This window comes from Mesorhizobium sp. BHbdii (assembly GCF_053848045.1).
In genome coordinates this window covers 623,962-647,527 of sequence record NZ_JBSPKX010000001.1, presented here as the reverse complement: position 1 = coordinate 647,527, position 23,566 = coordinate 623,962, and the positions used below count along the sequence as shown (strand labels likewise).

Annotated in this window: 26 protein-coding genes and 1 riboswitch; of the genes, 13 read left to right on the top strand and 13 right to left on the bottom strand. The window is 63.3% G+C overall.

Annotated features, from left to right (window positions below; genetic code table 11):
• Positions 1 to 2: 2 nt before the first annotated feature.
• From doeA to ehuR, 9 genes are all read right to left on the bottom strand, one after another.
• Entirely contained in the window at positions 3 to 1,181 is a 1,179-nt protein-coding gene (gene doeA / locus ACWTU8_RS03065; RefSeq protein WP_455846985.1) for an ectoine hydrolase DoeA, read from the bottom strand.
• A gap of 38 nt (positions 1,182 to 1,219) precedes the next feature.
• Positions 1,220 to 2,212 (bottom strand): cyclodeaminase, encoded by a 993-nt coding sequence (locus ACWTU8_RS03060; protein ID WP_455846984.1) that lies wholly within the window; start codon positions 2,210 to 2,212, stop codon positions 1,220 to 1,222.
• Complete coding sequence (eutB, locus tag ACWTU8_RS03055; RefSeq protein WP_455846983.1) at positions 2,209 to 3,201, bottom strand: hydroxyectoine utilization dehydratase EutB; 993 nt, start codon at positions 3,199 to 3,201, stop codon at positions 2,209 to 2,211. Before eutB ends, ACWTU8_RS03060 begins: the two co-directional genes overlap by 4 nt.
• Before the next feature lie 16 nt (positions 3,202 to 3,217).
• Positions 3,218 to 3,991 carry an ectoine utilization protein EutA gene (gene eutA, locus ACWTU8_RS03050; protein ID WP_455846982.1) on the bottom strand — a complete coding sequence of 258 codons (774 nt, stop codon included), beginning with the start codon at positions 3,989 to 3,991 and terminating at the stop codon, positions 3,218 to 3,220.
• A 6-nt stretch (positions 3,992 to 3,997) separates the two neighbouring features.
• On the bottom strand, positions 3,998 to 4,657 hold the full coding sequence (ehuD, locus tag ACWTU8_RS03045; RefSeq protein ID WP_029350592.1) for an ectoine/hydroxyectoine ABC transporter permease subunit EhuD: 660 nt from the start codon (positions 4,655 to 4,657) through the stop codon (positions 3,998 to 4,000).
• 16 nt (positions 4,658 to 4,673) lie between these two features.
• Entirely contained in the window at positions 4,674 to 5,333 is a 660-nt protein-coding gene (ehuC, locus tag ACWTU8_RS03040) for an ectoine/hydroxyectoine ABC transporter permease subunit EhuC (RefSeq protein WP_065006649.1), read from the bottom strand.
• Between the two features lie 185 nt (positions 5,334 to 5,518).
• Complete coding sequence (ehuB, locus tag ACWTU8_RS03035; RefSeq protein WP_029350588.1) at positions 5,519 to 6,370, bottom strand: ectoine/hydroxyectoine ABC transporter substrate-binding protein EhuB; 852 nt, start codon at positions 6,368 to 6,370, stop codon at positions 5,519 to 5,521.
• Positions 6,371 to 6,465: 95 nt separating this feature from the next.
• Entirely contained in the window at positions 6,466 to 7,251 is a 786-nt protein-coding gene (ehuA, locus tag ACWTU8_RS03030) for an ectoine/hydroxyectoine ABC transporter ATP-binding protein EhuA (RefSeq protein WP_065006648.1), read from the bottom strand.
• Positions 7,252 to 7,375: 124 nt separating this feature from the next.
• Positions 7,376 to 8,761, bottom strand: a complete 1,386-nt coding sequence (ehuR, locus tag ACWTU8_RS03025; RefSeq protein ID WP_455846981.1) for a MocR-like ectoine utilization transcription factor EhuR — start codon at positions 8,759 to 8,761, stop codon at positions 7,376 to 7,378.
• A 94-nt stretch (positions 8,762 to 8,855) separates the two neighbouring features.
• Between ehuR and ACWTU8_RS03020 the strand changes: the two genes are divergently transcribed.
• The 4 genes from ACWTU8_RS03020 (at position 8,856) to ACWTU8_RS03005 (ending at position 13,492) form a co-directional block, all read left to right on the top strand.
• Positions 8,856 to 9,335, top strand: coding sequence for an Lrp/AsnC family transcriptional regulator (locus ACWTU8_RS03020; RefSeq protein ID WP_455848370.1), 480 nt, complete (start codon positions 8,856 to 8,858; stop codon positions 9,333 to 9,335).
• A gap of 130 nt (positions 9,336 to 9,465) precedes the next feature.
• The gene (locus ACWTU8_RS03015; protein WP_455846980.1) at positions 9,466 to 10,959 is read left to right on the top strand and encodes an NAD-dependent succinate-semialdehyde dehydrogenase; all 1,494 of its coding nucleotides are present in this window, start codon (positions 9,466 to 9,468) and stop codon (positions 10,957 to 10,959) included.
• A gap of 35 nt (positions 10,960 to 10,994) precedes the next feature.
• On the top strand, positions 10,995 to 12,374 hold the full coding sequence (locus ACWTU8_RS03010) for an aminotransferase (protein WP_455846979.1): 1,380 nt from the start codon (positions 10,995 to 10,997) through the stop codon (positions 12,372 to 12,374).
• Between the two features lie 8 nt (positions 12,375 to 12,382).
• Positions 12,383 to 13,492 carry an alcohol dehydrogenase family protein gene (locus ACWTU8_RS03005; protein ID WP_455846978.1) on the top strand — a complete coding sequence of 370 codons (1,110 nt, stop codon included), beginning with the start codon at positions 12,383 to 12,385 and terminating at the stop codon, positions 13,490 to 13,492.
• Between the two features lie 9 nt (positions 13,493 to 13,501).
• Here ACWTU8_RS03005 and ACWTU8_RS03000 read toward each other — a convergent pair whose 3' ends face one another.
• Together ACWTU8_RS03000 and ACWTU8_RS02995 are read right to left on the bottom strand one after the other, a co-directional pair.
• Positions 13,502 to 14,110, bottom strand: a complete 609-nt coding sequence (locus ACWTU8_RS03000) for a YkoF family thiamine/hydroxymethylpyrimidine-binding protein (protein ID WP_455846977.1) — start codon at positions 14,108 to 14,110, stop codon at positions 13,502 to 13,504.
• Positions 14,101 to 14,213, bottom strand: a riboswitch (TPP riboswitch). It overlaps the preceding gene by 10 nt.
• Positions 14,214 to 14,409: 196 nt before the next feature.
• On the bottom strand, positions 14,410 to 15,786 hold the full coding sequence (locus ACWTU8_RS02995; protein WP_455846976.1) for an aspartate aminotransferase family protein: 1,377 nt from the start codon (positions 15,784 to 15,786) through the stop codon (positions 14,410 to 14,412).
• Between the two features lie 139 nt (positions 15,787 to 15,925).
• Here ACWTU8_RS02995 and ACWTU8_RS02990 point away from each other — a divergent pair, with 139 nt between their 5' ends.
• The 8 genes from ACWTU8_RS02990 to ACWTU8_RS02955 all read left to right on the top strand — a co-directional run bounded on the left by ACWTU8_RS02990 (position 15,926) and on the right by ACWTU8_RS02955 (position 21,417).
• The gene (locus tag ACWTU8_RS02990; RefSeq protein WP_455846975.1) at positions 15,926 to 16,048 is read left to right on the top strand and encodes a hypothetical protein; all 123 of its coding nucleotides are present in this window, start codon (positions 15,926 to 15,928) and stop codon (positions 16,046 to 16,048) included.
• 2 nt (positions 16,049 to 16,050) lie between these two features.
• Positions 16,051 to 17,169, top strand: coding sequence for an NAD(P)/FAD-dependent oxidoreductase (locus ACWTU8_RS02985; protein ID WP_455846974.1), 1,119 nt, complete (start codon positions 16,051 to 16,053; stop codon positions 17,167 to 17,169).
• Between the two features lie 161 nt (positions 17,170 to 17,330).
• Entirely contained in the window at positions 17,331 to 17,801 is a 471-nt protein-coding gene (locus tag ACWTU8_RS02980; protein WP_455846973.1) for a hypothetical protein, read from the top strand.
• A gap of 264 nt (positions 17,802 to 18,065) precedes the next feature.
• Positions 18,066 to 18,296, top strand: coding sequence for a hypothetical protein (locus ACWTU8_RS02975; protein WP_455846972.1), 231 nt, complete (start codon positions 18,066 to 18,068; stop codon positions 18,294 to 18,296).
• Between the two features lie 303 nt (positions 18,297 to 18,599).
• Positions 18,600 to 19,160: a hypothetical protein gene (locus ACWTU8_RS02970; protein WP_455846971.1), complete on the top strand. Its 561-nt coding sequence runs from the start codon at positions 18,600 to 18,602 to the stop codon at positions 19,158 to 19,160.
• Positions 19,161 to 19,238: 78 nt separating this feature from the next.
• The gene (locus ACWTU8_RS02965; RefSeq protein ID WP_455846970.1) at positions 19,239 to 19,529 is read left to right on the top strand and encodes a hypothetical protein; all 291 of its coding nucleotides are present in this window, start codon (positions 19,239 to 19,241) and stop codon (positions 19,527 to 19,529) included.
• Positions 19,530 to 19,728: 199 nt separating this feature from the next.
• The gene (locus tag ACWTU8_RS02960; RefSeq protein WP_455846969.1) at positions 19,729 to 20,154 is read left to right on the top strand and encodes a hypothetical protein; all 426 of its coding nucleotides are present in this window, start codon (positions 19,729 to 19,731) and stop codon (positions 20,152 to 20,154) included.
• 72 nt (positions 20,155 to 20,226) lie between these two features.
• A complete protein-coding gene (locus ACWTU8_RS02955; protein WP_128342178.1) occupies positions 20,227 to 21,417 on the top strand; it encodes an NADH-quinone oxidoreductase subunit D in 1,191 nt (396 codons plus the stop codon).
• 16 nt (positions 21,418 to 21,433) lie between these two features.
• Here the strand turns inward: ACWTU8_RS02955 and ACWTU8_RS02950 are convergent, their stop codons facing one another.
• Positions 21,434 to 22,186: a metallophosphoesterase family protein gene (locus ACWTU8_RS02950; RefSeq protein WP_455846968.1), complete on the bottom strand. Its 753-nt coding sequence runs from the start codon at positions 22,184 to 22,186 to the stop codon at positions 21,434 to 21,436.
• Positions 22,179 to 22,991 carry a hypothetical protein gene (locus tag ACWTU8_RS02945; protein ID WP_455846967.1) on the bottom strand — a complete coding sequence of 271 codons (813 nt, stop codon included), beginning with the start codon at positions 22,989 to 22,991 and terminating at the stop codon, positions 22,179 to 22,181. The genes ACWTU8_RS02950 and ACWTU8_RS02945 overlap by 8 nt, the downstream gene beginning before the upstream one ends.
• A 148-nt stretch (positions 22,992 to 23,139) precedes the next feature.
• Here ACWTU8_RS02945 and ACWTU8_RS02940 point away from each other — a divergent pair, with 148 nt between their 5' ends.
• The gene (locus ACWTU8_RS02940) at positions 23,140 to 23,424 is read left to right on the top strand and encodes an acylphosphatase (protein ID WP_455846966.1); all 285 of its coding nucleotides are present in this window, start codon (positions 23,140 to 23,142) and stop codon (positions 23,422 to 23,424) included.
• Positions 23,425 to 23,566 lie beyond the last annotated feature (142 nt).

Genomic DNA, 23,566 nt, shown 5'->3' with positions numbered 1-23,566 from the left:
GCTCAATTCTTCACGACCAGCTTGCGCGGCACATTGGCCAGGCACTCGACCCCTGTCTCGGTGATCAGGATGGATTCGGTGATCTCGAGCCCCATCGTCTCCAGCCACAGGCCGGTCATGAAATGGAAGGTCATGCCCGGCTTCAGCTCGGAGCGGTCGCCGGGGCGCAGGCTCATGGTGCGCTCGCCCCAGTCCGGCGGATAGGAAAGCCCGATCGGATAGCCGGTGCGGTTGTCCTTGACGATGCCGTATTTCTTCAGCACCGCGAAGAAGGCGTTGGCGATGTCCTCGCAGCTGTTGCCAGGCTTTGCCGCGGCAAGCCCGGCCTCCATGCCTTCCAGCGTCGCCTTTTCGGCATCGAGGAATTCCTGCGTGGGTTTACCAAGGAACACAGTCCGGGAAAGCGGGCAGTGATAGCGGTTATAGCAGCCGGCAATCTCGAAGAAGGTACCCTCGCCCGACTTCATCGGCCGGTCGTCCCAGGTCAGATGTGGCGCCGACGCATCGGGGCCCGATGGCAGCAGCGGTACGATCGCTGGATAGTCGCCACCGATCCCGTCGACGCCGCGCGTGCCGGCATCATAGATCTCGGCGACCAGATCGCATTTGCGCATGCCGACTTCGATCTTGTCGACGATACGCTGGTGCATCGCTTCGACGATCCGGGCGGCCTTGCGCATATAGTCGATTTCGGTCGGGCTCTTCACCGCACGCTGCCAATTGACGAGTGCCGTGGCATCGACGAAGCGAGCGTTGGGCAGATGCTTTTGCAGCGAAGCAAAGGCGGCGGCCGAGAACCAGTAATTGTCCATCTCGACGCCGATGCTGAGCTTGCCCCAGCCGCGATCGGCCAGCACCTGCGAGAGAAAATCCATCGGGTGGCGTTCGGTCGACTGCACATAGTGGTCGGCATAGCCGACGATATTGTCGTGCGCGAGATACGCAGTGCGCTTGGCGCCGTTGGCGTCCTGACCGCGCCCGTACCACACCGGTTCGCCCGACGGCGGCACGATGACGGCCTGATGCACGTAGAACGACCAGCCGTCATAGCCGGTCAGCCAGGCCATATTGGACGGATCGCTGAGAATAAGGAGATCGACACCCTTGGCCTCCATGGCCTTCCGTGTCTTGGCGAGGCGATCCGCATATTCGCCGCGCGAGAATTTGAGATTGGGCTGCATTGTTCTTGGTCCTCGTTTGTTGGGCCTTGCGGCCAGCATCAGCTTTCGAAAATAGTCCCGGCATTCCCCGCCCGCGCACGGTCGCGGGCGAGCGTGGCGATCGCCGTGTCCTGGACGCCGGTGCCCGTCAGGTCGGCGATGGTGATGTCGCTGGCTGAGCGCCGGCCGTGCTTTTCGCCGGCGATGATCTGGCCGAGTTCGGTCACTTCGGCATCGGCCGCCATCACGCCCGCCTCGATGGCATGGTGCAGTTCGCCCAGCAGCCGCGTCTGTTTCGCGCTGTCGGCGACGTAGAGATCGGCCATGCGCAGGATCGCCGGAGCGATCTCGTTCTTGTGCTCGGCGTCCGAGCCCATAGCGGTGATGTGCTGGCCGGCCAAGACGAAGCCGGCTTTGATCAGCGGCTCGGTCGACGGCGTCGTGGTGACGATGATGTCGGCATCGGCGGCCGCATTTGCCGCGTCGGGCTCGGCGCGCACGGCGATGCCTAGTCTTTTGCGCAATGCATCCGCCGCAGCCTCGGCCTTGGCGGCGTCCCTGGCCCAGATGCGGGCCTCGGCGATCGGCCGCACCAGCATAAGCGCCTCGAGCTGCAGTCCAGCCTGGACGCCGGCGCCGAAGATCGCGGCGATCGAGGAGTCCGGCCGCGAAAGGTGTTTAGCCGCGACCGCTCCGGCCGCCGCTGTGCGGATGTCGGTGAGATAACCATTGTCGAGCAGCAGCGCATCGACCAGCCCGGTTTTTGACGACAGCAGCACCATCATGCCGTTGACGCTGGGCAGGCCGAGTTTCGGATTGTCGAAGAAGCCGGGACTGATTTTGATGGCAAAACCGTCTATCCCAGGCACATAGGCGGTCTTCACGTCGACCTCGCCGCGATGCTCGGGAATGTCGAGCCGCAGGATCGGCGGCATCGCCACCGGCAAGGTGGCAAGCGCGCGGAACGCATTCTCGACGCAGGCGACGGCATCGAGATTGAGCCTCACGATCGAGCGCAATTCGGCTTCGGTGAGTATCGTCATTCGGCTCATGCGGCGTTCTCCTCAATTGCTGCGCCGCAGACGACTTTCCTGTGCAATGTCATGTCGATGTTGCGGCCCGACAGAATGAGCACCGTGGGGCCGCTCGCCCTGACTTTGCCGGACAGCACGGCGGCGATGCCGACCGCGCCGGCGCCTTCGACGATCTCGCGCTCCTGCTCATAGGCATGGCGGATGCCGGCGGCGATCTCGCCCTCGTCGAGCAGGATCACGTCGTCGAGCAGGTCGCGGCACATCGAGAAGGTCAGCCGGTTGTGGGGGCCGATGCCACCGCCAAGCGAATCCGCCAGCGTCGGCAGTTCCTCGACCAAAACTGGATGTCCGGCATTGAGGCTCGCCTTCATCGCGGCACCCCGCGCCATCGAAACGCCGATGACCTTCGTGCTCGGACTGACGCCCTTCACGGCCGCGGCGACACCCGCTGCCAGTCCGCCGCCGGACAGCGGCACCAGCACCAAAGCGGCGTCCGCAACCTGGTCGATGATCTCCAGCCCGAGCGTGCCTTGCCCGGCGATGATACCAGGATGGTCGAAGGGCGGCAGCATGACCAGCCCCCCTTCCGCGACCAGCCGGTCGACCTCCTGCTGCGCATCGTCCTGGCTGTTGCCGACGATGCGGATCTCGGCGCCAAGCCGACGGATTTCATCGAGCTTATTCTGCGGCACCCGTCGCGACATGCAGATCGTCGCGCGCATGCCTTCGAGCTTCGCCGCATGAGCCAGCGCCCGCCCGTGATTGCCGGTCGAGGCGGCGACCACGCCACGCGCCTTCTCCTCGGCGTTCAGCGACGCGATGCCGTTCGAGGCACCGCGCAGCTTGAAGCTGCCGGTGGTCTGCCGATGTTCGAGCTTGAGATAAACAGGCGCACCCAAGAGCCCGGAAAGACTCGGAGAAGGCGCGGTCGGCGTGCGTTCGACCTTAGCTGCGATGCACTCGCGCGCCGCGCGGATATCGGAGAGGGTGACGTCGTTCGCGGTCATGACTTTTGCTCTGCAATCAATTCAAAGGCAGCGTCATCAGACGGCCGAATTCGGCACGCGGCTCGTCGTCCCCGCAAAGCCGCAGACAGTTCCAGGCCGTCGCCTGGTTGCTGGTGACGACCGGACGGCCGATCGCCTCTTCCATGCCGACCACGGCAAGTGCTGCCCGCAGCGCAGTGCAGGAGACGAACAGCGCGTCGGCTTTTTCGTCCATCGCATCGAGCGACAGATCGACCAGCGACGCAGGCGCAATCCGCGCCATCTCGCGGTCGTCCTCGAAGCCGAGACAGGTGAAGCCGGCGATCTCGAAATCATGCGCCGCGAAATAGGCCGCCATCGGCCGGCTGGTTTCGACCGTATAGGGAGTAAGGATGCTGATCGTCCTGGCGCCCAGCGCCTTCAAGCCACGCACGCCTGCCATCGGCGGCGTGACCACCGGCACGCCGGGCTTGGCCGCCTGCATCGCCGCCTCGATCTCGGCATCGCCGATGACCACGGAGGCCGAGGTGCAGGAATAGCAGATCGCGTCGAGCGGCTCATCGGGCAGGATGAGCGCCGCGCCCGCCGTAAGCGACGGCTGCATCTTGCGCAAATTGTCCGGCGTCGTCGGATTGGCGTAGGGAATGCGCGCGACATAAACGCCGATCCGGTCGCTCGCCACCATGCGGCGAAAATCCGGTTCGGTCGTATGGTCGGTCGCAAGGATGATCAACCCGACGCGCTTTTCCAGGGGACGCGCGTCGAGCGCCGGCCGTGTCGGCGTCAGTCTGATTTCGGGCAAGTTTTTCATGAAAGACTACCTCTCGATCTTGCCGTAACGGCGTTCCAGCCAGCGTAGCAGCACGACCGAGAAAAGACTGATGACGAGGAAGAAGGCGCCGACCAAGGTCATCGGCTCGACATAGCGGTAATAGGTGTTGGCGACGCTCTTGGCCTGGTTCATCAGTTCCAGCACGGTGATCGCAGACAGCAGCGGCGTCTCCTTGAACATCGCGATGAAGTAGTTGGCAAGCGCCGGGATCATCGGCGGAATCGCCTGCGGCATGATAATGTGGGTCCAGGTCTGCCTGGCGTTCAGATTGCAGGCCTTGGCGGCTTCCCATTGGCCGCGCGGCACATTCTCGATACCGGCGCGATAGACTTCGGCCGTGTAGGTGCCGTAATGCAGGCCGAGGCCGATGACGCCGGCCACCAGCGGCGGCAGCAGGATACCGATATCGGGCAGCACGTAGAAGATGAAATAGAGCTGCACCAAAAGCGGCGTGCCGCGAATGAATTCGGCGAGGAAGCCGACGGTGCGCGACAAGCCCTTGTTCGGCGAGCGCCGCGCCAGCGCGATGGCCAGCCCCACGATCGCGGCCAGAACCGAGCCGAGCAGCGTCGCCAGGATGGTGATCTTCACGCCCTGGATCAGCGTCGGCATGATCTCCCAGACGAAATTCCAATCCCACTCCATTATGAGGCCCGATCCATCATACGCGCACCCCGTCGAGGCCGCGCGCCATGCGGCGTTCCAGCGATCTCACGCCCCAGGAAATGATCAGCGCGAGGACGAAATAGATGATGAGAATGGTGGTGAACGGCACCAGCGTGTTGCCGGTCTGCGAGCGCACCACCTGCGCCTGGAAGGTCAGATCGGCGAGCGAGATCAGCGAAACGACGGCGGTGGCCTTGAGCAATTCGATGGCGTTGTTGCCGAAGGTCGGCAGCATGACCAGCAGCGCCTGCGGCAGGATGACATGGCGCATGCCTTGCCAGCGGCCGAGATTGAGCGCGGTGCAGGCCTCGTACTGTTCGCGGCCGATCGACTGGATGGCGCCGCGCACCACCTCCGCCGCATAGGCGCCGACATTGAGGCCGAGCGCCAGCACGCCCGCCTGCAGCGGCGTCAGCGAAATGCCGATGAAGGGCAGCACGAAATAGGCCCAGAACAGCTGCACGAAGATCGAGGTGCCGCGGAAGAATTCGATATAGGCGGTGGCCAGCGCCCGAATGGCGAAAAAACGCGACAGCCGCCCCAGCCCGGCGAGAAACGCCATGATCAGGGCAAGCACCGACCCCATCAGCGTCAGCTCGATGGTAACAAGCGCTCCCTGCATTATCAGGCCGAAATAGCCGGACCATTGGGTCATTGGGTCGAGAGTTCCCGCGTTGAATGTCTAGCGAGACGTTGTTTCCAGCGTCCTTCTCCCGTTCACGGGGAGATGATGCCGGCAGGCAGATGAGGGGCGGCGCGAACCAACCAAAGTATGGCGCTGCCCCCATCCGACCCTTCGGGCCACCTTCTCCCCGTGAACGGGGAGAAGGAAAAGGGCGCCTACTTTGCCGAGCAGAGCTTGTCGCGGCTTGTCGACATCGCTGCCGCTGCCGAGAAGCCGTAAGGCTCGATGATCTTGGCGAATTCACCGGACTCCTTCAGCTTGGCCAACTCGACGTCATAGGCGTCGCGCAGCGCTTCGTCGCCCTTCTTGAAGGCTGCGCCGTCGCAATAGACCGGCGCGCCGACCACCGGAGCGACAACTTCGAGGTTCGGGTCGTTGGCCTTCTTGACCAGATCATTGATCGACAGCACTGGCAGCGAATAGGCATCGATGCGGCCGTCCTGCAGCATCTTCAGGCCGCTCTGGCCGTCCGGCACGACGATGACGCGGTCACGTGGCACACCAGCGGTGAGCGCCAGCTTCTCCTCGGTGCCGCCACCCGGCGCCCCGATCGTCGCGGTGGCGTCCTTGGCGACATCCTCGTAGCTCTTGAAGCCCTTGGGGTTGCCCTTCTTCACCAGCATCGCCTCGGCGTCGCACAGCACCGGCTCCGAATAGACAACGGCCGCGCAACGCTCCGGCTTCATAAACAGGCCCGCGGTGACGACGTCGAAACGGCCGGCCTGCAGGCCGGGAATCATGGCGCCATATTCCGAGATCGAGGCGACGATGTCGTTGACGCCGAGGCGCTTGAAGATTTCACGCGCCACATCGGGCGCCGCGCCCGAAACCTTGCCGTCGGCCGCAACCGCCGTGTAGGGCGGCTCATTGGCAATGGCGACGCGGGCGAAGCCCTGTGCCTTGAGCTCTTCGAGTTTGCTGTCGTCGGCCGATCCCGCGGTCGAGGCGGCCAGAATTGCGGTTAGTGCAACACCGGCCACGCCGGCCAGAATGCCAAGTTTCTTCATTGTTCCCAACTCCTTGCTTCTCTTCTTGGTTTCGGTCGTTCTACGGGACGGCTTCGCCGCCCCTTGAGGACGGCTTCGCCGCCTTGGCATGGCGGTCAGACGCGATGTCCGGCCGCGATGATCTTCTTCAGGAAGCCTTGCGTGCGCTCCTGCTTGGGATTGCGGAAAATCTCGTCGGGCTTGCCTTCTTCGACTATCTTCCCGCGGTCGAAAAACAGCACCCGGTCGGCGAAATCATGGGCAAAACCCATTTCATGGGTGACGAGCAGCATGGTCATGTCTGTCTCGGAGCAGAGCCGCCACAACACGTTCAGCACCTCCTCGACCAGTTCCGGATCGAGCGCCGATGTCACCTCGTCAAACAGCATGATCCTGGGCTGCAGCGCCAGCGCCCGGGCGATCGCCACGCGCTGCTTCTGCCCTCCGGAGAGCTGCGCCGGCATCGCTTTCGCCTTGTCGGCCATGCCGACCATGTCGAGCAGTTCCATCGCCCGTTTTTCGGCGGCGGCGCGCGGCATGCCCTTGGTCAAGATCGGCGCCAGCGTGACGTTGTCGATGACACTCTTGTGCGGAAACAGGTTGAACAGCTGGAAGACCATGCCGATCTTCTGGCGCATTCTTGCCAGATGCCGTTCGTCGGCGGGCAGCAACTGGCCGTTGCGCTCCATGTGGTAGAGCTGCTCGCCGTCGATTTGGATGTGGCCGCTGTCGATCCTCTCCAGCGTCATCAGGATGCGCAGGATCGTCGTCTTGCCCGAGCCGGATGGGCCGATCAGCGCCAGCTTCTCGCGCGGCATGACCTGCATCGACAGGCCGTCCAACACCTTGAAGGTGCCGAAGCTTTTCGAAATGCCGTCGATCTTGATGATGGGCGCGGACAATGAATTCCCCGTTGCTGGAGAAGCTTGGTGCCTTCAACGATGCGGAACGCGCCAAATCATGTCAATCAGGAAAATAAACTCATGACAATGTTTCTGCTCCGCACAATTCCGCGGCGATATTTGCCTAGATCGCCAGCAGGAGATGCTCCGGATCGCCGAGCAGAAGTTTAGTGACAACGCTCAGGCCGGCGCGCAGTTCCTCCTCGGTAGTCGAGCCCAGCGAGATGCGCACTGCCGGCTGCCAGGGCTCCTGGGAAATACGGAAGGATGTGCCTGGCGCGATCGCCACACCCTGCAAACGGGCCTGCGAGACGAAACTCTCCTCGGCGCGGTCGCCGGGTAGCCGCAGCCACAGATGCAATCCGTCGCGATGGACACGATAGTCGACCCCGGCAAGCACCTGAGCGGCAATCTCCTGCCGCCGCCGCAGTGCCGAACGTTGCCAGCCGACAAGCTCCATCGCTGTGCCGTCGGTCACCCATTTTGTCGCGATCTCCGCCACCAGCGGCGTCGCCATCCAGTTGGAGACGAGATGCCGGTTGGCGACGGCGGCGACATAGCGGTCGGGCGCCGCGAGATAACCAATGCGCAGGCCTGGCACGACGATCTTGGTGAAGGAGGTGACGTAGAGCGTGCGCTCGGGCGCGAAGGCGGCGACCGGCGGCGGACGACCCTCGACCAGCGGGCCGAGCACGTCGTTCTCGATGATGGCGATGTCGTGCCTGCGCGCCACCGCGGCGATTTGCTCGCGCCGCGCGGCGCCCATAAGCGTTGCGGTCGGATTGATCACCGAGGGCTGCACGAATACGGCGCGGATGTCGGAAAGCTGGCACGCCTCGTCGAGCGCCTCCGGGATCAGGCCATTATCGTCGATCGGCAGGCCCTCGAGGTTGAAGCCGAGATAGCGCGCCAGCGGGATCAGCGTATGGTGGCCGATCGCCTCGGTGGCGACGGTCGAACCGGGCGGCGCCACGCTCATCAGTGCCACCGTCATGCCGGCCGTGGCGCCGTTGGTCAGGCTGACATTCTGCGCGGATACATCGAGACCGCACAGCCGCAGCCATTCGACCGCCACCGCGCGGTGGCGCGGGAACACCATGTTCGGCCGGAACGACAGCGCCGAACTCGACGGCAGGTTCTCGGCAAGCCAGCCCAGCGCCTGTTTCAGCCGCTCCAGATGCATCGGCTCGCAAACCGGCTTCAGGATGGAGAGGTCGATGACCTCGCCAAGACGCTCCGGCAGGTAGGGCGGCTCGGGCTCGCGGCGCTGCGTCAGCACGAAGCTGCCGCGGCCGATCTCGCCGGAGACCAGGCCCCGGCGGATCAGTTCCTCGTAGGCGCGACTGACCGTCTGCACCGAAAGCTTCAATTCGTCGGCCAGCCGGCGATGCGTCGGCAGCCGCGCGCCGTTGGCCAGCCGCCCATCATGGATCGCGCGCGCGAACTGGTCGGCGAGCGATTGATAGGCCGGCCGCCTGATGAGCGCGGGATCTGGACGCCATAATGTCATGACATATTAGAGATCGAAATCAGTGCAATTGACAATCGAAATAATGCGCCGTCATGGTGTCGGGCAAGAAAAAAAGCAGACGCTCATGGCCGCATTGAAACTCGATCAGATCGACCTCAAAATCCTCGACGTGGTCCAACGCGACGGGCGCATCACCAAGCTGGCGCTCGCCGACAAGGTGGGCCTGTCGCCGACGCCGTGCTGGATGCGGCTGCGCAAGCTCGAAAAGGCCGGCATCGTCGCCGGCTATCACGCCAAAGTTGCGATGCGCGCCGTCGCGCCGGTCGCCACAGTACTGATGGAGGTGACGCTGGCCAGCCACCGCCAGGCCGATTTCGACCGCTTCGAGCGCGTCATCCGCGACGTCCCCGAAATCGTCGCCTGCTGGTCGGTGGGCGGCGGCGTCGACTATCTGCTGAAAGTGATGGCGCGCGACATCGACGCCTACCAGCGGCTGGTCGACGTCCTGCTCGAACGCGAGATCGGCATCGACCGCTATTTTACCTACATCGTCACCAAGACGGTGAAGGAGGAGATGGCCTTGCCGGTAGCGGATTTGTTGCCGGCGTCCTGACCCTAGAGAGATCGTCTGCCCGAGCGATGCAATAGAGACAATCTCTCTACGGACGGGCGCCCAGACAGCCTCTCTGTCTGCTGCACGCGGATAGTCTTCCCATATCACTCCGAACCGGGAGACCTCGAACATGTCCGCGCATTTTGCCCGCCCACAACGCCACGAAGCGCTTGACCGTCTAGCCGATCGCCGCCTGCTGCGCGAACTCGCCTATGTCGACGGCCACTGGACTGCGAGTGAAGCCGCCGAGAGCTTCGAGGTGACCGATCCTGCCACAGGCACCGCCGTTGCCTGGGTTGCCGCGCTCGATAGCAGGCAGACGAGCAAGGCGATCGACGCGGCCTCCCGCGCCTTTCCCGCCTGGCGCGCGGCTCTCCCACAGGAACGCGCGAGAATTCTGCGAAAATGGTTCGATCTGATCATCGCTGCCAAGGATGATCTGGCGCTGTTGATGACGCTCGAACAGGGCAAGCCGCTTAGGGAAGCGCTTGGCGAGATCGACTACGCCGCCTCCTTCGTCGAGTGGTATGCCGAGGAGGCAAAACGCCTCAACGCCGAAAGCGTCACCAGCCACTTGCCAAACGCCGAGATGATGGTGCGGCGCGAGCCGCTCGGCGTCGTCGGCGTTGTCACCCCGTGGAATTTTCCCGCGGCCATGCTGACCCGCAAGGCGGCGGCCGCCCTTGCCGCCGGCTGCTCCATCGTCGCGCACCCTTCGTCGGAAACGCCGCTGTCGGCACTGGCGCTTGCCGAGCTCGGCGAACGCGCCGGCCTGCCGGCAGGCGTCTTCAACGTTCTCACCGGCAAGGCTTCGACCATCGTTGGGCGGATGTGCGAAGACGCTCGCGTCCGGGCCATAAGCTTCACGGGCTCGACGGAGATCGGCAGGCTGATCGCCGCGCAAAGTGCGCCGACGATGAAGCGGCTGGTGATGGAGCTTGGCGGCCACGCGCCGCTGATCGTCTTCGCCGACGCCGATCTCGACAAGGCTGTGACCATAGCCGTCGATGCGAAATTCGCCACTTCCGGCCAGGATTGCCTCGCCGCCAACCGCATCTATGTCCAGCGCCCGATCTACGATCGTTTCTGCGCCGCCTTCGCCAGGCGCATCGAGACGCTGCGGACCGGCAATGGCCTGGCTGATGACACCGACATCGGGCCCTTGATGCATGAGCGCGGGGTCAAGAAGGTCGAGGAGCAGGTCGCCGATGCGCTCGCCCATGGCGCACGCTGCCTCACCGGCGGCAAACGCGATTCTGCAGGACCGCTGTTCTACCGCCCGACCCTGCTCGCCGATGTCACCGACGACGCGCTGATCATGCGCGAGGAAACTTTTGGTCCGGTGGCCGCGGTGACGCCCTTCGACAGCGAGGATGAGGTCATCGCCCGCGCCAACGCCACCGAATACGGGCTCGTCGCCTATGTCGTCACCGAGAACGGCGGCCGCCAATTGCGCATGGGCCGCGCGCTCGACTATGGCATGGTCGCCATCAACCGCGTGAAGATCACGGGCGCGCCGATTCCCTTCGGCGGCGTCAAACAGTCCGGCATCGGCCGCGAGGGCTCGCACCACGGGCTCGAAGCCTTTACCGATCTCAAATATCTCTGCCTGGACGTCGCGTAAGCCGCGCCCGACACTTTTCCTCAGGAGTAAAAAAGATGCTCGACCAGTCCAACGAACTCGCCGCCTGGGACCGCGACCACTTCTTCCATCCCTCGACCCATATGGGTACCCACGCGCGCGGCGAGAGCCCGACCCGCGTGATCGCCGGCGGCGAAGGCGTCACCATCTGGGACAATAATGGCCGCAAGAGCATCGATGCCTTCGCCGGCCTCTATTGCGTCAATGTCGGCTATGGCCGGCAGAAGATCGCCGACGCCATCGCCGCGCAAGCCAAGAACCTCGCCTATTACCACGCCTATGTCGGCCACGGCACCGAGGCGTCGATCACGCTGTCCAAGATGATCATCGACCGCGCCCCGCAAGGCATGTCGAGGGTCTATTTCGGCCTCTCCGGTTCCGACGCCAACGAAACCAACATCAAGCTGATCTGGTACTACAACAACGTGCTCGGCAGGCCGGAGAAGAAGAAGATCATCTCGCGCTGGCGCGGCTATCACGGCTCCGGCGTCATGACCGGATCGCTGACTGGGCTCGACCTGTTCCACAACGCCTTCGACCTGCCGCGTGCGCCGATCCTGCACACCGAGGCGCCCTATTATTTCCGCCGTACCGACCGCTCGCTGAGCGAGGAGCAGTTTTCCCAATACTGCGCCGACAAGCTCGAAGAGATGATCCTGGCTGAAGGCCCGGACACGGTTGCCGCCTTCATCGGCGAGCCGATCCTCGGCACCGGCGGCATTGTGCCGCCGCCCGCCCTCTATTGGGAAAAGATCCAGGCGGTGCTGAAGAAATACGACGTGCTGCTGGTCGCCGACGAAGTGGTCACCGGCTTCGGCCGGCTGGGCACCATGTTCGGCTCCGACCATTACGGCATCAAGCCCGACCTGATCACCATCGCCAAGGGCCTGACCTCGGCCTATGCGCCGCTGTCGGGCGTCATCGTCTCGGACAAGGTCTGGCAGGTGCTGGTGCAGGGTTCCGACAAGCTCGGCTCGCTCGGCCATGGCTGGACCTATTCAGCGCATCCGATCTGCGTTGCCGCCGGTGTCGCCAACCTCGAACTGATCGACGAGATGGACCTGGTGACCAACGCCGCCGAGACAGGCGCCTATTTCCGTGCCGAACTGGCGAAAGCCGTCGGCGGCCACAAAAACGTCGGCGAGGTGCGCGGCGACGGCATGCTGGCGGCAATCGAGTTCGTCGCCGACAGAAATGATCGCGTGTTCTTCGATGCATCGCAAAAGATCGGGCCGCAGGTCGCAACCGCCCTCGCCGCAAGCGGTGTCATCGGCCGCGCCATGCCGCAGGGCGACATTCTCGGCTTTGCGCCGCCGCTCTGCCTCACCCGCGAAGAGGCCGACATCATCGTCTCGAAGACGGCCGATGCGGTGAAAAGCGTGTTTGCAAACATCTGAAGATCGACATGGACGCCATGACCAAAACCCTCCCCGCCACCATGGCCGCCGTGCAGCTGACCGGTCACGGCGGGCCGGAAAAGCTCGTCTACCGCACCGACGTGAAAGTGCCCTCGCCCGCCCCAGGTGAAGTGCTGGTCAAGGTCACCGCTTGCGGCATGAACAACACCGATGTCTGGGTGCGTCAGGGCGCCTATGGCACGGAGGAAGATGCTGCCGCGGTATCGACTTGGCGCCGCCAAGGCAACACGCTGACTTTCCCGCGCATCCAGGGCACAGACACGGTCGGCCACATCGTCGCCCTCGGCGATGGCGTCTCGCCGGACCGTATCGGCGAGCGGGTGATGGTCGATTTCTCGATCTACAACCGCGACGACGATTCCCTCGCCGACATCGACTACATGGGCCACGGCCGTGACGGCGGCTATGCCGAATACCAGGCTGTGCCAGCCGAGAACGCCCATGTCGTCGATACCGAAATGACCGATGTCGAACTTGCCACCTTCTGCTGCGCCTATCTCACGGGCGAACAGATGCTGGAACGTGCCGCACTAAGAGCTGGCGAGCGTGTGCTGGTCACTGGCGCTTCTGGCGGCGTCGGCTCCGGCATCGTGCAGCTGGCGCGGGCGCGCGGCGCCATCCCCTATGCCGTCGTCGGCAAGGGCAAGGAACAGGCGGTGCTCGACATCGGGGCCGAAGCGGTGATCACTCGTGGCATCGCCGACCTGCCCGCCGCCGTGAACGCAGCGACCGAGGGCCGGCCGATCGACGTGGTTGCTGACCTGGTCGGCGGCGCCATGTTCAACGACCTCTTGCGCATCCTCAGGCCCGAAGGTCGCTACACGACGGCCGGCGCGATTGCCGGCCCGGTCGTGCAGCTCGATCTGCGCACTATGTATCTCAAGCAGTTGCAGCTGCACGGGTCCAGTCAGGGCACACGACACGATTTCCGCCGTATCGTGCGCTACATCGAGGACAAGAAGATCCGACCGCTGGTCGGCGGCGTCTACAAGCTCTCCGATTTCCACCGCGCCCAGGCGGATTTCATTGCCAAGGATTTCGTCGGCAAGCTGGTGGTCGTTCCGGATGCCGTCTCGGATCTCGCTGCAACCTGTTGACAGCCAAGGCTAACGAGGGCTCGGGCTGTTCGCCGACACGGTAAGGTCGAGCGCGACATGGCCTTGCGGCGCGCCGAAGCGAAGGAAAGCTTCCGACACCGTCGCGAACACCGGTCCAGCGTCGCCCCTCAGCTTCGTGCAGAAATTCTTCGACCTGTCAAAGACCCCCGAGGCCTTGAGGAAGTCGATGCAGCCGTAGATCTCGTCCATGTGGTGGCCCTCGCCGAGCGGATAGAGCGAGAACTGCGCGGCGACCTCTTGTCCGAGTTTTTTCGCACCGTCGACATGCGCCCGCGCCGCGCCGATGCGCTCGGCCAGGGACGGCTCGTGGCTGCTGCCGGAAAGCGGTGTGCAGATCGGATCGTCAGGCTCGCCAGGGCAGCCACGCGACACCGTTGCCGACAACACGCAATGCACGCCACTTGCCGCCGCCGATGCGAAGAGATCGCGCATGGCCGGGAAAAGCTGTTCGGGCGGGCCGACGATCAGCGTCGAGATGTCGTCGGTCTCGATGCGGAAATTCGGTCGATAGGGATCCATCGCCGAAAGTGCCCTAAGGATGACGCCGACGAAATCGTCGCACATCGGATACAGGGAAATCTGTGCACCTGAAAACATGGTCGCCTCGCTCCGCTGGCATTACCCAGATCAGCTTGAGGGACCGAAGGCTTGACGCCCACCATCTCAGCCCCGGCAATACGGAGCGCCCCTGTCGATATGAGCGACGTAGCACCCGCGCAAAGGATGTTCAAGTATGGGTCTAGGGCAATCGCTCCAAGGCAATCGCTTCAGAGCAATTGCCAAGCTTGGCGGCGCCGGCGAAGCTGCCGATCCCCCGCTTGCGGGGGAGATCGGATCCCGCTTTGGCTTTCGCCAGCCACCAACGCCCGTTCAGCCTCTCCCTTCGGATGACCTGATCAGCTCTGTGATCCGACCTGCTTGACCGCGGCTTCGAGCGATCTTTCAAACGCGTCGACCACCTGATCGACCTGGGGTTCGGTGATGATCAGCGGCGGGCAGAAGGCCAGCGCGTCGCCCATGTTGCGCGAGATCACGCCGTTCTGCTGCATGAAACCGTTGACGAGCCCGCCCAGCGCGCCGGCCGTCTCCCACGGCGTCTTGTCCGCCTTGTCGCCGACCAGTTCGACCGCCGCGATCAGGCCGACGCCGCGCACTTCGCCGACAAGCGGGTGCGAAGCGAACTTGCGCAGGCACTTCTGCATATGCGCGCCGACCGTGCGCGCATTGCCGACGAGATCGCGTTCCTCGATCAGCTTCAGGTTCTCCAACGCGACCGCGGCCGCTACGGGATGGCCGCCGCCGGTGAAGCCGTGGCCGAAGGTGCCGATCCGATTGCTTTCGTCGGCAATCGGCTCGAAAACTTTTTCGTTGATCAGCAGGGCCGAGATCGGCAGGTAGGATGAAGAGATCTGTTTCGACAGCACCATGATGTCGGGCCTGATACCGAAGGTCTGCGAGCCGAACATTTCGCCGGTTCGACCAAAGCCGCAGATGACTTCGTCGGCAACGAGCAGGATGTCGTATTTCGACAGCACCGCCTGGATCTTCTCCCAGTAGCCGGCCGGCGGAACGATGACGCCGCCGGCGCCCATGATCGGTTCGCCGAAGAAGGCGGCGATGGTTTCCGGGCCCTCGGCCAGGATCAGCTTTTCCAAGTCGTCGGCAAGCCGGCTCGAAAACTGCTCTTCGCTCTCGCCTGGCAGCGCTTCGCGCCAATGGTGCGGCGTCGACGTGTGCAGCACATTGGCGATCGGCAGGTCGAAGGAAATGTGGTTGTTGGGCAGGCCGGTCAGGCTTGCCGCGGCAATGGTGACGCCGTGATAGCCGCGATTGCGGCTGATGATCTTCTTGCGTGCCGGCTGGCCGAGGGCATTGGACCGGTACCAGATCATCTTCATGGCCGTATCATTGGCCTCGGAGCCGGAATTGGTGAAATACGCCTTGCTCATCGACACTGGCGCCATCTGCACAAGCTTCTCGGCGAGATCGATCAGCGGCGAATGCGATTTGGAACCGAAGTCGTGATAGTAAGGCAGCTTGGACATCTGGCGCACCGCCGCGTCGACCAGCCGCTTCTCCGAGAAGCCGACCGCGACACTCCAAAGCCCGGCCATCGCCTCGATGTAGCGGTTGCCGGCCAGATCCTCGACATAGATGCCGTCGCCCTTCTCGATGACGAGCGGCCCTGCCTCCTCATGCTTGCGGGCATTGGTGTAGGCGTGCATGTGGTAGCTGACGTCGCGGGCTTCGGGAGAATTCGGTCGTGCGTCCATGATGGTTCCTGTCCTGCATGCCGGACTGGGTCCTGCCGCCGTTCGGCGCGCATCGCCTCTTGGATTATGCTGTTTGATGCATCTGTTTCTCGTAAGGGTGTCAAGCCCTTTCGAAAGCGCTGGCGGATGGACGGAAGACATGCAGAATTTCAGCTTCGAGGCCGCAGAACGCGAGAACCTGCACGAAGCCGTCTGTGCGCATCGCCGGGTCGTTATCGTTGAACGGCTCTCCAGGCACAACAACAGGGCTGAGGTGGCCTGATCGTGGACCATGTCGACTGCATCGTTGCCGGCGCCGGGGTCGTCGGCCTCGCGATCGCGCGCGAGATGGCGCAGCGCGGCATGGACACCCTGATCCTCGAAGCCGAGAACGCCATCGGCACCGGGATTAGCTCGCGCAATTCCGAGGTTATCCATGCCGGCATCTACTATCCGGCCGGATCGCTGAAGGCCCGGCTCTGCGTGGCAGGCCGGGAAAAGCTCTACCGTTATTGCCAGGAGCGGGCGGTGCCGCATGCGCGCTGCGGCAAGCTCGTCGTCGCCACGAATGCCGGACAGGAGCCGGTGCTCGCTTCCATCCTGGCCAACGCCTCTGCTTGCGGCGCGGGCAACCTGACGCCCTTAACCGCCGCCGAGGCGCGCAGGCTGGAGCCGAAGCTGCGATGCACGGCGGCCCTTTTGTCTCCCGCAACCGGCATCATCGACAGCCACGCGCTGATGCTGGCGCTGCTGGGCGACGCCGAGAAGCACGGGGCGACACTCAGCCTCAACACCCGCATCGTCGCCGGCCGCATCGAGAGTGGGCGCATCGTGCTCGACACGGTCGACAGCACCAGCGGCGGCTTTGAAATCGCCACCGCGCGCTTCATCAACGCCGCCGGGCTTGGCGCCACGGCACTTGCCGGCTCGCTTGACGGGCTCGACCGGCAATTCGTGCCAGAACTACGCTACGCCAAGGGCAATTATTTTTCGGTCGCCGGCCGGGCGCCGTTCTCGCGACTGGTCTATCCCATACCCGAACCCGGCGGGCTCGGCGTGCATCTGACGCTCGACCTCGACGGCGTCGCCCGCTTCGGGCCTGACGTCGAATGGACGGATCAACTCGACTATCGCGTCGATCCAGCGCGTGGCGAGCGCTTTTACGACGAGGTCCGCAAATACTGGCCGGACCTCGCCGATGGCAGCCTGCAGCCGGCCTATAGCGGCATCCGGCCGAAGCTCTCCGGTCCCGGCGAAGCCAATGCCGACTTCGTCATCCAGGACGCGGCGGTGCACGGCGTGGAGAGCCTCGTCAATTTGTTCGGCATCGAGAGCCCCGGCCTGACCTCAAGCCTGGCGATCGCCGACCATGTCGCGCAGCGCCTCGCGCCGAAGGCAAGCTAACCGAGGCGACCTGCGCGAGCGTGCCCGCTGCTAAAAGCATAGCCAAAAACGCACGTAAGCCATCCGTAAGTCGGGGTCGAAAACCTGGGTCCGTCGATCACAGCCGATTACCGGAGGCCTCAAGCTCTCCGAAACCGTCGGCCCATGACTAGGAGGATCCGATGCGGCTCGACAACGATCACACGCCATTCCGCCGGGACGACGCGCAATCCGAATGGCGCACTGCCTCGGCGCTGGCCGATCTCTTGTCCTTCGAAGCGTCGAGTCTTGACGCGAAACCGAAGGCTGCGGCTTCTGGCCGGACCGCGGAGGCGCTTTCACGATTTGTGGCGGCGATCCGGGCGCGTATGACCGGTCCTGGCGGCTACTATAATCTTGGCAACGCGCTCGGGCTGGTGATGGGCGTCACGATCCAGCTCACCGCCCCCCAAGGGTCCGGCATGGGCGGCGCCGGCCTGTTCGACTATTTCGCTGGCAGCAGCGGTGCGGTGGCGCTGACGCTGGCGACGCTGGTCTTCTTCTGCAGCGGCGAAGTCTATCACCGCGCCTGGGCCGGGCGGACGTCCCCGATCCGGCTTTTAACCGCCTCGCCGATCTCCTATCGGGGATCGGCGCCATCGGGCTTGGCATAGCGCCGTTCCTGTTCGGCCAGCCGGTGCTGGCCAGCCGCCTGCCGGCGACGCTCGCGGCGGCGCTGTCGATGGGCGCCGCCTGCCTGAGGTGTGGTTGGGCGGTTCCCCTGCCCTTGTTGCCGCGCCGCTGACATTGCTTGCCTGTTACCTGCTGTGGGCCAGGGCCGACCTTCTGCTGTTTGCCAACAGCGCCTGCGAAAGCGCGCCCGCACGGCCCAGGCGCCGTAGACCGCCCAAGGCAACCAAACGACCGGGACCATCGATATGAAGAACCGTTTCGAAGCCATACCGAACCCAAGCTGCCGGTTCGACATCTGGGACAATGAGACCGGCGAGCCCGTCGTCCATCACGACCGGCTGCTCACCTTCGCCTCGGCGAAGTTGGCTGCAAGGATCGCCGACTTCCTTAATGACAGCCGTAGCCACCGGCGCCACGCCGGCGCCGCCGAATGGCGCGTTGCTGACCGCGATATCTCGTCTTGCCACAAACTTTAACGAAGAATAGAACGCTTTGGTACAGAACATCGATAGATAATGACGGCGTGGCGACGATCATTCGCTGCAACGTGAAGATGAGAGACCAAAGTGAACATGACCAAGCGAACAATATTAGCAACGATTCAGATAGCACTTATGTCGGCCTCAACGATTGCCTTCGCTGCCGAGGCTCCAACGCTGCCAGCCGATCTGTCGAAGAATTCGAACGATCTGCAACGTGCCGTATGGGCCTGCGAGGGTGGAGCGCAGTTTTTCCAGGAAGGTTCGGGCCAGAAAGGCTCGGTTCGGACACGATTCTTCTTGGGCACGGTCGACGCCAGTGCCAGCAGAAGCGAACAGCCGCTCACGCTGCAAGACAACCGCTTGTCGGGTCTGGGCAGCCTTTCGGACGACAAGGGCTGGTCCAATATTCGCTTCGATTGCACGCTTTCGCCAGACCTGCGAAAGCCGACGGCGTTCAAATTCGAAGTGGTCTCGCCGATACCGGAAAGCAGCGGTCCGATCGTTCTGACGCATGGGGAAACCGACGATCGGGACTTCGTCGCCAGTTGTGTCAAATCATCTGGGGAAATCCAGGTTTCCCTGACCAACACCCTGAAATGGCTGAAGGACGGCAACTATGTCACGGTCGGCATCTCAGGCGGTCCGGGCTCGGGGCTCTATGTCGGCCGGGGCGTGATCGACGACAAGCTTGGCGTCGCAATGCCGGTATTCAAGGCCAGCGCCAAGGACCCCCTCTTGAGCTGGATCGCATCCGGAAGCAGTCTTCACATCAACCTTGGCGGCGAATCCACCTACGATGTCTCCCTCAAGGGCAGTGCCCAAGCCGCTAAGGCCTTCGCGGCAGCCTGCAGTTCGTGAGAACCTGTAGTTGATGAGAGCCTCTAGTTGATGAGAGCCTCTAGTTGATGAGACTGGGGACTTCGGCGGAATGTCGCCATGACCGATGAGCCAGGCCGTGAGCCGGCGCGTGAGCCCCAGGATTTGGAGCGCCTGCTGATTTCCCGGCAGTGGGTGGGAGACGTCCACGGCATGGCCGCGCTTTTTGAGCCGCATTCCGTCGTCGACAGCGGTGAAGGGCAACTGACGCTTGGCCGCGAAGCGATCCGGGCACTCTTCGCGGACATCACCGCAACGGGCCGAAAATTTGTGGCCGGAAAATCAGTCCCCGCCTGTTATCAGCGGAGATTTTGGCACTCACGTCAACCCGCCTTCCCGATGGCACCGTAACCGCCGAGGTCGCCCGCCGCCAGGGCGACGGGACATGGCTATGGGTCATCGATCGATTCGCCGTTGCGTAGCGTCGGCCTGACGCATGTACTCACCGACGGCCTTATCCTTGACGGACCGGGAACCATAATCCGGCACAATGGTTGTGTGGTCACCAAGTGATCCTCCCCGAGCAAACCGGAAAACGGAAGGAACGATCATGCGCATGTTGACGACGATTGCCGTCCTTTCGGGATTGGCCTTGGCGCAGCCGATCCACGCGCAATCCACCGACCCGCAGCTTCCCCAAATCGCACCCACTGCCCCGGAAGCCCTGCCCGACCAGACGCCGCCTGACCAGGCCCTGCCCGACCAAGCCGTGCCGGATCAAGGTTTCACCGACCAGAACTTTACTGGCATTGCGATCGTCGCCCTGGAGGATTTGCCTCCGGAGCTCAAAACACAAGCCGAGGCCGTGATCACCCAGACCAGCGTTGAAGATTTGCTTACCCTGCAGAGCTCGATCGATGCGTCGCCGCAGGCAGCAACGGCGCTGGCGGCGAGCGGCCTGGATTCCTCGCAAGTTGTCGCCGCCAACATCGATGGCAATGGCACGCTGACGCTGATCATCCAGACAACGACCTGATCGGCGGTCCGGGCGTGGCGGCCGGAGCACTCGGCTTCGGCCGTAAGAACCCAGTACGGCGGGAACACCGTCATGGTCGAAGCCGCAGTTCGCAACTTCACCCTCAACTTCGGGCCGCAGCATCCCTCTGCTCACGGCGTTCTGCGGCTGGTGCTGGAACTGGACGGCGAGATCGTCGACCGCGCCGATCCCCATATCGGCTTGCTCCACCGCGGCACGGAAAAACTCATCGAGTACAAGACCTATCTGCAGGCCCTGCCCTATTTCGACCGGCTCGATTACGTGGCGCCGATGAACCAGGAGCATGCGTTCTGCCTCGCCGCCGAGAAGCTGCTCGAAATCTCGGTCCCGAAGCGCGGACAGCTCATCCGTGTTCTCTTTTGCGAAATCGGCCGGCTCTTGTCGCATCTCCTCAACGTCACGACACAGGCCATGGACATCGGCGCGCTCACCCCGCCGCTCTGGGGTTTCGCCGAGCGCGAGAAGCTGATGGTTTTCTACGAGCGCGCCTCCGGCGCCCGCATGCATGCTAATTATTTCAGGGTCGGCGGCGTGCATCAGGACTTGCCTGCGAAGCTTCTGGACGACATCTGGGCTTTCTGCGACCCGTTCCTCAAGGTCTGCGACAACCTCGACGAATTGCTCACCGGCAACCGCATCTTCAAGCAGCGCAATGTCGATGTCGGTGTGATCGGGCAGGACGACGCCTGGGCCTGGGGCTTCTCCGGCCCCATGGTGCGCGGGTCGGGAGCGGCATGGGATTTGCGCAAGGCACAGCCATATGAATGCTACCCCGAGATGGATTTCGACATTCCGATCGGCAAGAACGGCGACTGCTATGACCGCTATCTCGTCCGCATGGAGGAAATGCGCCAATCGGTCCGGATCATGAAGCAATGCCTGGAAAAATTGCGATCGCCCGAGGGCCAAGGGCCGGTGGCAATTCCAAACCACAAAATCACGCCACCGCCGCGGGCGACGATGAAACGCTCGATGGAAGCGACTATCCACCATTTCAAACTCTACACGGAGGGTGTTCGCGTGCCCGCCGGAGAGGTCTATGCCGCCGTGGAGGCGCCGAAGGGCGAATTCGGCGTCTATCTGGTGTCGAACGGCAGCAATACTCCGTATCGATGCAAGATCCGGGCGCCGTCCTTTGCCCATTTGCAGGCGACGGATTTTCTGTCGCGGGGGCACATGATCGCCGATGTCGCTGCGATCATCGGGTCGCTCGATATCGTGTTCGGCGAGATCGACCGCTGACCACCCACAGGGTGTTTCAGATTTCGAGCAAGGCGTAAGGACGGCCGGTCGGCTTCGCCACGTGCATGGCGACGTTATATACCGGGGCACCGCCGGGCGTGCGACCTTCATAGACGCCGCGATGCGCGTGGCCATGCACCACGGCGCTGACCTTGAACCGATCGATCGTCTCCGCCAGGCGCGACGAGCCCAGGAACGGAAAAATCTCCAATGGCTCGCCAGCGACTGTCTCGACGACCGGAGCGTAGTGCAGGACGACGAGCGTACGATTGGTGCGAACCTGCCGCATTGCGTTTTCGAGCCGCATCGACTCGCTGACGCTTTCAGCGACCATCGCCTTGATCGCCGGCTCGCCGAACGAGCCGAGCATGCGTGATCCAAAACCGCCAATGAAACCCTTCACGCCGACAAAGCCGACCTCCTTGATTTCCGCCGTCTGACCGTCAAGAAGATGGACGCCTGCCTGCCGAAGGATGTGGGCGACGTCCTCGACCGCACCGGATTCATAGTCATGGTTGCCGAGCACGGCGACGACCGGGATTGCGCAGGCGCGCAAATCCTCAGCAAGGATTTCGGCCTCTCGGGGCCTGCCGAGATTGGTGAGGTCGCCAGTGAGAACGAGGACGTCCGCTTCGCGCGAGACCTCGCCGAAGAGATCACGACAAGAGGTCTCGGCGTCTTCCTGCACATGCAGGTCGCCAACAGCCGCAATCCTCACCGTGTCGCCGTTCCCAACCCTTGCCTTGGCGGTTATGTCCTTCTCAGCCATCACGAAATTCTCCTGTTCCACCGACGCCGGCAAAGCCCCATTCCTTGACGTCGATCTCGTAGTCAGTCGGCGAAAGCAGCCGTCCGCGGCAGATCTTCATTCGGGGAGTGGGCAACTCCCTCTGCTTGGCGAGACGGTCAAGCAATTCGTCGAGCAGCCAGGCCGGTACATGATCGCGCTCGCTCGGATAGATCCATCGGAAATTGAGAAGCTGCATCAACAGCACCTCCCAATGAACTTCGAGGTAGGAAAGCAGCCGGTGCCAGTCGATCTGATCCTGCGCCTTGAGGATTGTATGAGCGACGTCGGCGCCGTCATGGCGGCCTCTGTCTTGGATGAAGCACTTCGACCAGATAAGCTCGGTCGGACCGACGATCCGCACCCGACTGCCCAGCAAATCGATTTGCCTTGCGTGCTCCAGCCACAGGTCGCTGACAGGCATGGTTCCGTTCGCCGAGGCGAATATGACGTCAAAGAAATGCGTGCCCTTGAAGACCTTGCCGAGCCACCGGTCATCCAATATCTCGACCGCATAACCGGCCTGCTTGAAATGAGCGAGAATGCGGGCGTAATCGCCGGCCTTGCAGAAAATGTCGAGATCCTTCGTCTGGCGCGTAACCCCTGTGTAGGCGCTCACCGCGTAGGTGCCGGCGACAAGAAAGGGAATGTCCGTCGCGGCAAGCTCGCGGATCGCCTCGGTGTAGAACACCTCGGCCTCGGCGTAGCGAAGCGTTGGCTCCGCTTTTGCGTCGATCGTCGGAACGGATGCCGGGATGGCGCGTCCCTTTGGAGAATCGTTGATCATGAAATCGTGGCTCCGAGGCACCCCGCAACCTGCAACTGTCCGTGTGTAAACAAAGCCGCCGCCCCATGGTTCCGTTGCCGACAAGTCGGAGCCTTTTTCGCCGCTAGTGAGTTGAAGGTGTGGACAAACCAGCTGCACGGAGGTGACCATGGAGGACGGGCGCAAAGCGGTACGCGTCAGGGTGAGTGGAAGGGTGCAAGGCGTCTCTTTTCGCGTGTGGACACGGACCGAAGCCGAGAAGCTCGGTCTGTCCGGATGGGTTCGCAACGAGGACGACGGATCCGTAACGGCACTGATCGTCGGAGCCGAGGGCGCGGTTTCGACGATGATGAACCGGTTGTGGGAAGGGCCGACCGGGGCGTCGGTCTCCAGCGTGAAATCCCAAGACGTCGATCCCGGCCAGGAGCCCAACGGATTCAGGATTGTCGGCTAGCAAGCTGATAGCGGGTTTGGAAATGCTTAAGCAAAAGCCAGGCCTCAGCGACTCTTGCCTTCGGCCGCCGGGAACAATCGGCAGCCAGCGCCGTTTGAACCGATCAGCCAAGACAAAGTCACTGGAGCAGATGGCCTTCCGC